This window comes from Mesorhizobium sp. M1050, from assembly GCF_040318715.1.
Lineage (GTDB): Bacteria > Pseudomonadota > Alphaproteobacteria > Rhizobiales > Rhizobiaceae > Mesorhizobium.
Map to the genome: position 1 here is coordinate 1 of NZ_JAMYMV010000132.1, position 7,687 is coordinate 7,687.

General features: G+C 58.3%; 5 protein-coding genes and 6 pseudogenes. 5 read left to right on the top strand and 6 right to left on the bottom strand.

The genetic code is table 11. From position 1 onward, the window contains the following. Positions 1-122, top strand: a pseudogene (locus tag NKH57_RS32915) (IS481 family transposase); the annotation flags it as partial. A 224-nt stretch (positions 123-346) separates the two neighbouring features. Here the strand turns inward: NKH57_RS32915 and NKH57_RS32920 are convergent. Together NKH57_RS32920 and gloA2 are read right to left on the bottom strand one after the other, a co-directional pair. Beyond that, entirely contained in the window at positions 347-1,165 is an 819-nt protein-coding gene (locus tag NKH57_RS32920; protein ID WP_352601143.1) for an alpha/beta fold hydrolase, read from the bottom strand. 824 nt (positions 1,166-1,989) lie between these two features. Then, on the bottom strand, positions 1,990-2,373 hold the full coding sequence (gene gloA2, locus NKH57_RS32925) for an SMU1112c/YaeR family gloxylase I-like metalloprotein (protein ID WP_023758542.1): 384 nt from the start codon (positions 2,371-2,373) through the stop codon (positions 1,990-1,992). A gap of 178 nt (positions 2,374-2,551) precedes the next feature. Here gloA2 and NKH57_RS32930 point away from each other — a divergent pair. Both NKH57_RS32930 and NKH57_RS32935 read left to right on the top strand, forming a co-directional pair. After that, a pseudogene (locus NKH57_RS32930) lies at positions 2,552-2,728 on the top strand (nitrilotriacetate monooxygenase); the annotation flags it as partial. A gap of 136 nt (positions 2,729-2,864) precedes the next feature. Further along, a pseudogene (locus NKH57_RS32935) lies at positions 2,865-3,178 on the top strand (ABC transporter permease); the annotation flags it as partial. A 4-nt stretch (positions 3,179-3,182) separates the two neighbouring features. Here NKH57_RS32935 and NKH57_RS32940 read toward each other — a convergent pair. After that, positions 3,183-3,386 (bottom strand): annotated as a pseudogene (locus NKH57_RS32940) (alpha/beta hydrolase); the annotation flags it as partial. Between the two features lie 73 nt (positions 3,387-3,459). Continuing rightward, positions 3,460-3,678: pseudogene (gene csgH, locus NKH57_RS32945) on the bottom strand (curli-like amyloid fiber formation chaperone CsgH); the annotation flags it as partial. Positions 3,679-4,156: 478 nt separating this feature from the next. Here csgH and NKH57_RS32955 point away from each other — a divergent pair. Continuing rightward, positions 4,157-5,041 carry an alpha/beta fold hydrolase gene (locus NKH57_RS32955; protein ID WP_502907367.1) on the top strand — a complete coding sequence of 295 codons (885 nt, stop codon included), beginning with the start codon at positions 4,157-4,159 and terminating at the stop codon, positions 5,039-5,041. Between the two features lie 37 nt (positions 5,042-5,078). Continuing rightward, positions 5,079-5,405 carry a hypothetical protein gene (locus NKH57_RS32960; protein ID WP_352486042.1) on the top strand — a complete coding sequence of 109 codons (327 nt, stop codon included), beginning with the start codon at positions 5,079-5,081 and terminating at the stop codon, positions 5,403-5,405. A gap of 529 nt (positions 5,406-5,934) precedes the next feature. Here the strand turns inward: NKH57_RS32960 and NKH57_RS32965 are convergent. Both NKH57_RS32965 and NKH57_RS32970 read right to left on the bottom strand, forming a co-directional pair. Further along, on the bottom strand, positions 5,935-6,891 hold the full coding sequence (locus NKH57_RS32965; protein ID WP_352950506.1) for an SMP-30/gluconolactonase/LRE family protein: 957 nt from the start codon (positions 6,889-6,891) through the stop codon (positions 5,935-5,937). Positions 6,892-7,205: 314 nt separating this feature from the next. Then, a pseudogene (locus tag NKH57_RS32970) lies at positions 7,206-7,687 on the bottom strand (hypothetical protein); the annotation flags it as partial.

Sequence of the window (7,687 nt, forward strand, 5' to 3'; positions counted from 1 at the left end):
CCGAACTGCCGGTCTGGCTGCACAGATATAATTGGCATCGCCCCCACGGCAGCCTAAAGTCAAAACCGCCCATCAGTCGCCTCGCTTTAACCGAGGACAACCTGTTGAGGCTCCACAACTAGGGCTCGACATTGACCGTTCTGCCGAGCACAGCATGCCGTAACCGCGCAACTACGCTCGCCTGCCTGATGATCTCGATTGTTGCTTTCACGACAAGAGTGTTACTGCGCGAGGCGTACGTCACGCGGCGTGTCGCTGTTAACTGTGCGCCTTAGGCGCTGTCGCGACCGCTTTGCGTATTGCGGACGGGATGCCGATAGACGTGGTGTTCCGACTCGAGGCGGCGCTACGGTCGCCGTTCGCCCAGAAAGGGCAGGACCTTGTTGAGAACTTTTTCAGGAATTTCCTCGGCCATGTAGTGGCCGGATGGCATCGCGGCGCCCTGAACGTTGCGAGCGAAGCCACGCCAAACGTCGAGCATGTCGAATTGCAACCATATCGGGTTTTGCGTAGCCCACAGCACTAGGAGCGGGCACTCGATGCGCTTTCCCGAATCCGCTTCGTCCTGTTGCAAGTCGATGCTAACGCCCGCCCGATAATCCTCGCACATGCCATGCATGGCGTCCTTGTGCGACAGGACGCGCAGATATTCCTGCCACGCAGGCTGTGTGATGGAGCCGGCGTCCACGAGATCCCCAATCTCATAACGAAGGAACGCTAGAGGATTGGCGGCCAGCAGGGTCTCGGGGAAGTCACTTTCCTGGATGAAGAAGAACCATTCCCAATAGCGCGAGGCGAAATTCTTGTCGGTCTGCGCGTAGAGAAACCCTGTCGGCAAGATGTCGAGCAGGCAGACCTTTTCCAGCGCTTGGGGATGATCCAGCGCCATGCGGTGCAGCACCCGCGCGCCACGGTCATGTCCGATCGCGTAGAAGCGGTCGAACCCGAAGGATTTCATGACCGCCAGCTGGTCGGATGCCATCTCGCGGAAAGCGTAATTGGCATGATCGGGCAATCCCTGGGGCTTGCTGCTGTCGCCATAACCGCGCAGATCGCTGGCCACCACAGTGTATGTCTTGGCGAGCTCTGGCGCCAGTTTGTGCCACATGACATGGGTTTGAGGGCAGCCATGGAGAAGCAGCAAGGGCGGTCCTTCACCGCCCACACGGCAATTGATGTTGATAGAGCCGACCTTGACGGTGTGAACCGAAAAATTTTTGAAAAGTGGCGGTTGGTCAGACAAGGGCTCAGTCTCTACTTTCTTGTGCCGCGGGAAGATTGCGAACCTGCGGATAGGAATTGCCGTCCAGCTGCGTATCGATGCATGTCATTCTGCGTATCAAACGGCTGCTTTGCGCGTGGCATATTCAACTGGTTGGCGTTCTTGATCAGCTCGGCGCTCGTTCGGCGATCGCTATGACGGCGGCATGCGTATTGCCTGATATGATAGCGGGCATGATCGAGGTATAGACGATCAAGCCGGTCGGCGCCGCGGACCCTCAAGTCCGGACCCACCCCTGGATCTGCGGCTGGCCCCATTTTGCAGGACGCCGACCGTATCCCTTATCAAACCTCGACGTCGTGGCAGCACTCTATACTTTGGCCGGGAGAAATCTCATCGGCGCGCAGGTCACTGAATGGCGATCGGAATACGATATTGCGGACACCCCTTACAGCTTCGCGGAATGCACTATGTCCCGAGGGCCTGCAGATGATTGAAATGGAACTCTGGAAAGAGGTCAATACGCGGACTTTTGATGTGGACTGCGCCGCGGCTTTTGACGCCGATCAGTTCCAGATAGATCCCGAAACCGTGTCCCCTCCTGACCTCGACCAGATCTGCTGTAGGATTCATCGGCCAGGACGGCCACACCCAGCAAGAGACCGTCGTTCGAGGAGCCAAGTGCCTTTCCTGTAACGTGCCGTTCTCAAAAGGCAGTGGCGTCCCCACCTTCGACGACGTGGTCGCGAATGGGGCAAATCGTTTCCTTATGGAGCTTCGTAAAGCTCCAGCGGCAATCCATCTGGGTCCCTGAAAAAGGTAAACCGTTGGTCTGTATACGGATCGATCCGGATTGGCTCAACGGCAACGCCTGCGGCTTCCAGCCGCTTAATTACGGGATCAAGATTCGCAACGGCAAATGCCAGATGTCTCAGGCCTGTCGCCTCTGGATGGGACGACCGCATCGCTGGTGCGGGGAAGGAGAACAATTCCAGTTGGACCGATCCGATCCGCAGATCCGCCTTCCATGACTGCCGCTCCTCCCGATAGACTTCCCGGATCAGATCGAGGCCGAGGAGTTCGACGTAGAACCGTCGCGACCGGTCGTAGTCGGTGCAGATGAGCGCGACGTGGTGAATGGCGTTCAGCATGCTGCTAACTACTGGGATTTGGGGCCAAGGTCACATCGGGTATGTGGCACCTTGTTGATGTCTCCGTCCGCGAAGGCTCGCCTCCTCCATACGGATTTTCATCTGCGCGCAATCGGCGACATTAAGTCGCCGCCGGACGGCAATCAAATCCGCCAATGTCGGCCGCCCTCGTCAGCCGCCAGTCTTGCTGCCGGGCGCGCTCGACGATTTTGTCGATTTGGTAATTCCGGAGCTGCAGCGCCGCAGCCTGTTCCGCACCGCTTACGAAGGGCGGACGCCGCGCGAGAACCTTGGCCTCCGACGTCCCGAAAACCCGTGGACATCAGCACGCTCGACCGTGCTGGCCGCCGAATAACCCTCTGAAGCGAAGGGCAAGACGATGACTTTGCAGAACGTCGAACAGCCGGCCGTCATCGGCATGCACAGAGACCGGACTAACATCGGTGTCGATTTGCTGCGCCTCGGCAATTTGACCGCGGGCCGCTTCCTGTCGCCATGGCGTTCTCGTCGGATTTCCGGTGCTGTGGCAGGTGGCGAGCAGCGCCGGGTCGGTGAACGCCGCTGTGCTGCCGCCCATCGACATGATCGCTGCCGCTCTGTGGACATGATCGCTGCCGCTCTGTGCAAAGGGCTCGCTGGCGGCGCCTTGCTCGGCGACATCGCCATCAGCCTGCAGCGTGCCGGCATTGCCTTCGCAGCAGCCGTCGCGGTCGCCATTCCGCTCGGTCTGTTCATGGGCCAGGTGCGCGCGGTCGAGACCGCGCTCGACCCAATCCTGCAGCAATCGCCTCGCAAGAGCTTGCTCTGGTTCAGGCGCTGAGGTGCTGATCTAAAAATGACTTCAGCTTGTCAAACGGGATGAGGTTCACACGGTCATACAGATCGACGTGACCCGCGCCCTTGACTCAGTGTAGTTCCTTCGGCTCGGCGGCCTTGGAGAACGCCAGCTCGCTGAATTCCCGGGAATGAGCCTGGTCGCCGGCGATGAACAGCAGGGGCCGGGGCGAGACCGTGTCGAGGTCCTCCCCTCTTGCCATTGACCGTCAGCTCGAGCCTGGCGTCATAGACGCCGCCCTTCGCGTCGAGCGTGACAGCGCTGAGCGTAGCTGGCTTGCCGGGCGCTGTGCTGAAGGCGCCGTCCTGCCCGATGTTGGTGTCGCCGGTGCGAGCGGCACTTTCAACATGGAAGGAATAGGTGCCGCTCACGCTTTTGTCGGCATGGGCGAGCGCCTCCAGCGAGACCATGCCGCCTTCCTGCGTAGCCGGATCTTGCAGCGCACCGGCCCGAGGGACAGCGGTGGCCATGGCCGCCAGCGCGCCGGCCGAGATTAACACGGAGGCAAGCGCCCTACCGCACGGCCGGGATGCTTCGGTGCGCAGAACTGAATGTCCATGACCTTCATTTCCATGATTTGCGCCACGAAGGGACCAGCCGCCTTTTCGAAGCTGGGTTCACATTGAACAAATAGCGCTGGTCGCGGGGCACGAGGATTGGAAGATGTTGGTGCGATGGCATCTTAAGCCGGAAATGCTTCATAACCGAGCAGCTTGGCTGATCGGCAAGGACCGCAATCTCGAACGGCTATGAACGTCACATCCGATCGATCACTACTGTACGATCACGCCGCTTCGATGGCGTCAGTCGTTGATAAGACCTGCGTTTTTGGAGGGAGCGGAAGTTTGCGGAACCACCATTTTCTCGACGTGGTCTGCAACAAGCCAAGCACCAATCTCTTTGGAACAGGACCCATCTAAGTGCATTTAGATGATTCTAACCGAGGAGATGGCTATGCAACGTGAAGCAACGCGACATCGTCACGTTAGGGTTGGCGATCGAGACCTCTTTGTCCGCGAGGCTGGCCGTGAGGATGCTCCGGCCGTGCTACTACCACACGGCTATCCGTGCTCCTCCTTCCAGTTTCGACGGCTTATGCCCGCTTTGTCCGACCGCTGGCGCACCGTCGCCTTCGATTGGCCAGGCTTTGGATACAGCGATACGCCGGAGCCGGCCGGGTTCGGGTATGATTTCGATGCTTATGCCGACGTGCTCACTGACGTGACCGATGCGCTCGGACTAGAGCACTACGCCCTCTGGCTCCATGATTATGGATCGCAGATCAGCCTTCGGCACGCCATCGCGCATCCAGACAGGATCGCGGCGCTCATTATCCAGAACGGCGACGTCTACGAGGACGTGCTTGGTCCCAAATATGCGACGATCAAGGCATGGTGGGCAGACAAGACGGACGAGAACCATCGTCCGCTTGAAGAGGCGGTGAGCGAAGAAGGATTTCGCAACGAGTTCGTCGGGGAGGTTTCGGAGGAGATCGCCAGCCGCCTTCCGCCAGACCTTTGGAAGCTTCATTGGCCACTGATGGATACGCCGGTTCGTCGGGCCGTGTCGGTGGCGCTGATGGAAAAGCTTGAACAAAACCTCGAATGGTTCCCGCGCTACCAATCCTATTTGCGTGAGAACCAGCCTGCGACACTGATCATCTGGGGGCCGCAGGACGGCTATATGCCGGAAGAATCGGCTCGCGCCTATTACCGTGACCTGCCGAATGCCGAACTGCATCTCCTTAGGGATGCCGGGCACTGGCTGCTGGAGACGCATTTTGACGAAGCCCTGCCCCTCGTCCGCAACTTTCTCTCGCGCATGCTGCGCTAATCTCCGGAGCGAACGACACTTCAACAAGGAGACCGTCATGGCCACGAAGCCGACCATTGCGCGTATCTGGCGCGGCCGCACTCGTCGCGACATCGCGGACATCTACGAGCTCTACATGCGGGCAGAGGGTATTCCGCCGCTTCAGAGAGTGGCGCTCGGCGTCCAGCTTCTCCGCGAGGACCGGGACGACGAGACCTGGTTCACCACCATCTCCTATTGGCCGGACTTCGAGGCGATGTCTGCCTTCACCAAGCGCCGGCCGACCGAAGTGCATCATCTCGACCGTGATGCGGAGTTGCTGATCGAACTGCCCGAGCGCATCGAAGTCCATCGCATCTTGATCGACGACCAGAACCTGCGTTGATCGGGGCGGCATGCGCAATCTCGTGCGGTTTGGGGTCATGTCGTTGATCTGAGGCCTGACCTGGGCCGCGATCAAGTTCGGGCTCGATGCGGGCGCGCCGCCGTTCTTGTTGGCTGGATTGCGCTACCTGCTCACCGCGGCGATCCTTTTGATCGTCGTGCGGGACCTCCGGTCCGCTTTCGCGGAGGGCCGATCCGGCCGGATCATCGTTTCGGCGCTTCTGAGCATCAGATTGACCAATCCCGCGTATCTAGTTGGGTGCGTCAAGTTCTCGAAAAATGGCGTGGCAGTAGCTGTGACGTCGGCGTATCCGCCGCGCAGCGTCACAACAAGGCCGATTGCTGCCAAGTTCCTAGCGTGCGCTCCCGGTTCTTGATGAACAACGAACGAAAAGAGCATGCTTCGATGTCGGATTCGGCGCGTGGTGTATAGATGGACGCGATTCTTTCCGCCAATGAGCACAGGTTCAATCAAGCCGGAATGTGATCTGCTTCTGGCGTTAGATTTCAAACTGACCCACTACCGGGCTTCAGCGGGCCCCCTTCACCTTCATCTTGAGACCGTAAACGCTTCCGGTCGCAGTGATAAAGAGCAGGTCGTTATCTTTGCCACCAAAGGTCACATTTGTCGTCGTCTCGGGCACATCGATTTGTTCGATCCTCTTTCCCATTTTATCGAATACAGCCACACCAATCTGGGTGAGATAGACGTTGCCGTTAGAGTCAATGGTCATGCCGTCAGAACCGAGTTTGCAGAAGACGCGTTTGTTCGTGAGCCCGCCATCGGGCTGGATATCGTAGGCATAGGTCCTACTCGCGCCGTAGTCTGCCACGTAAAGCAATTTGCCGTCGGGCGTGCCAATGATGCCGTTGGGCTTCTTCAGGTCGTTCGTGACACGCGTAACGGTCTTGCGGTCGGGCGTGACGAAGTAGACGTTTTGGCCGTCCACCCGCGTGTTGCGATCGTGATATGAATCGAAATCAGGGTCAGTAAAATAGATGCCGCCGTCCGGACGAATCCACAAGTCATTCGGGCCGTTGAACACCTTGCCGTCGAAGTTCGTCACCAGCACGGTAACCTTCTTGTCGGGCGCAATGGACCATAGTTCGCCCTTATCGGGGGCGACGGCGATGAGATTGCCGACCTTGTCGAAGTAAGTTCCATTCGCGCGTCCCGCTGGCTTGAGCCAGTCGGAGAATTTCCCGTCTGCCGCGCTCCACTTAACGATCCGATTGTTGGGGTCATCGGTGAAGAACACGTTGCCATCAATATCCGCTGCCGGACCTTCGGTGAATCCATAACCTTCGCCCAATTTTTCCAACTTCGCACCAGGCGCGACGACGGAGGAATCCGCTGCGACGGTGGGACCTGTTGTGAGCGACAGAAGGGCGAGAAATGCGCAGGTGCAGCCGAATGCTTTCATGAGCAGGAGATTGGGCCAAAATGGGAAGTTGTCTGCGGCGTCGGCAACCAGAAATCTTGTCATTTCGGTTCCTTCCGATGAACAGCTAGGTTCCAGCTGAGCGCTCCCTCAATAGCGGGTCTCACAATGTAGCGGTCTCGCGACTGCAACCCCCGCTGTGCGCGAGCGTCTCGAATGTTCAAGTTTGTCCCACCGCGTGGTTGCGTGGTTGGACCTTCCAATCTCCTTCAGAAGCGCGCTCAATTCCGCTGGAGGCGCAAGGCAGAAGATTCGAAAAGCTTCCAAGAACCCCAGCCAAACAAAATGAATGGCATATTCGTACTTTGCGACCTCTCGGATCTTCACGAGTCCGCCGCGAAGTAGACGCCGGTTGCAAATCATACCAAATCAAAGTCGCCTGCGCTGAGACTAGCGAGGTTGACGTTGTAGAGTCTGAGGGTATCTCCCGTGAGTGTGTCGAAGACCACATCCGCATTGTGTTGCGTCGCAAAATCCAAGATCTGAAATGTGGCGAAAAGCTCATCGGGGATCCGAATTATGTCGGTTCCTGGCGTGAAGTCTGTGATCACCGCGCTTACGAAACCAGCCGAGAATACGAACGTGTCGCTACCTCCTTGGCCAGTTATGGTGTCGTTGGCGATAGCATGGAGAACGTTCGACTGATCGTTGCCGTAGAGTCCGTTATTGTCCCGGATGGCTTCGACTGAGCTCGATAAAAAAATACTGTCCCTCTGATCGGCGGAGAGTGTCAAGCCACTGGCGATGAGGGTATCATCGCCCTCGCCGCCATAGACATGGGAGACCGTGAAGGCGTCGGTCACGGTGAAGATAGTGCCGTCGGCATTGCTGCTCTCGATCC

Bases quoted from the DNA above. Each gene is read 5' to 3' on its own strand.
- gloA2 (WP_023758542.1), bottom strand. From the start codon at position 2,373: ATGCTGAACGCCATTCACCACGTCGCGCTCATCTGCACCGACTACGAC.
- NKH57_RS32955 (WP_502907367.1), top strand. From the start codon at position 4,157: ATGGCTATGCAACGTGAAGCAACGCGACATCGTCACGTTAGGGTTGGC.
- NKH57_RS32960 (WP_352486042.1), top strand. From the start codon at position 5,079: ATGGCCACGAAGCCGACCATTGCGCGTATCTGGCGCGGCCGCACTCGT.
- NKH57_RS32965 (WP_352950506.1), bottom strand. From the start codon at position 6,891: ATGACAAGATTTCTGGTTGCCGACGCCGCAGACAACTTCCCATTTTGG.